Source organism: Psychromonas sp. MB-3u-54, from assembly GCF_002836415.1.
Classification (GTDB): Bacteria; Pseudomonadota; Gammaproteobacteria; order Enterobacterales; family Psychromonadaceae; genus Psychromonas.
Map to the genome: position 1 here is coordinate 1 of NZ_PJBP01000025.1, position 1,376 is coordinate 1,376.

Below are 1,376 nucleotides of genomic sequence, written 5' to 3' on the forward strand. Positions count from 1 at the left end.
GTTGTATGGTTAAGCCTCACGGGTAATTAGTACAAGTTAGCTCAATACATTACTGCACTTACACACCTTGCCTATCAACGTTGTAGTCTCCAACGGCCCTTTAGGGAGCTTAAAGCTCCAGTGAGAACTCATCTCGAGGCTCGCTTCCCGCTTAGATGCTTTCAGCGGTTATCGATTCCGAACGTAGCTACCGGGCAATGCATCTGGCGATACAACCCGAACACCAGCGGTTCGTCCACTCCGGTCCTCTCGTACTAGGAGCAGCTCCTCTCAATTCTCAAACGCCCACGGCAGATAGGGACCGAACTGTCTCACGACGTTCTAAACCCAGCTCGCGTACCACTTTAAATGGCGAACAGCCATACCCTTGGGACCGACTTCAGCCCCAGGATGTGATGAGCCGACATCGAGGTGCCAAACACCGCCGTCGATATGAACTCTTGGGCGGTATCAGCCTGTTATCCCCGGAGTACCTTTTATCCGTTGAGCGATGGCCCTTCCATTCAGAACCACCGGATCACTATGACCTACTTTCGTACCTGCTCGACGTGTCTGTCTCGCAGTTAAGCTGGCTTATACCATTGTACTAACCTCACGATGTCCGACCGTGATTAGCCAACCTTCGTACTCCTCCGTTACTCTTTAGGAGGAGACCGCCCCAGTCAAACTACCCACCAAACAGTGTCCCAAACCCCGATTCAGGGGCCATGGTTAGAACTCAAAACATACAAGGGTGGTATTTCAAGGTTGGCTCCACGTCATCTAGCGACAACGCTTCAAAGCCTCCCACCTATCCTACACATGTAGGCTCTAAGTTCACTGCTAAGCTGTAGTAAAGGTTCACGGGGTCTTTCCGTCTAGCCGCGGGGACGCAGCATCTTCACTGCGATTTCAACTTCACTGAGTCTCGGGTGGAGACAGCATGGCCATCATTACGCCATTCGTGCAGGTCGGAACTTACCCGACAAGGAATTTCGCTACCTTAGGACCGTTATAGTTACGGCCGCCGTTTACCGGGGCTTCGATCAAAAGCTTCGACCTAAGTCTAACCTCATCAATTAACCTTCCGGCACCGGGCAGGCGTCACACCCTATACGTCATCTTACGATTTAGCAGAGTGCTGTGTTTTTAATAAACAGTTGCAGCCATCTGGTATCTTCGGCCTTCAACAGCTTAGAGAGCAAGTCTCGTCACCGTCAAAGGCGTACCTTCTCCCGAAGTTACGGTACCATTTTGCCTAGTTCCTTCACCCGAGTTCTCTCAAGCGCCTTAGTATTCTCTACCTGACCACCTGTGTCGGTTTGGGGTACGATCCTTTATTATCTGAAGCTTAGAGACTTTTCCTGGAAGCATGGCATCAATGACTTCATCACCTT

1 rRNA gene is annotated in these 1,376 nt (G+C 50.9%); it reads right to left on the reverse strand.

Annotated features, from left to right (window positions below):
* Positions 1-5: 5 nt before the first annotated feature.
* Positions 6-1,376 (reverse strand): 23S ribosomal RNA (locus CXF72_RS00390); the annotation flags it as partial.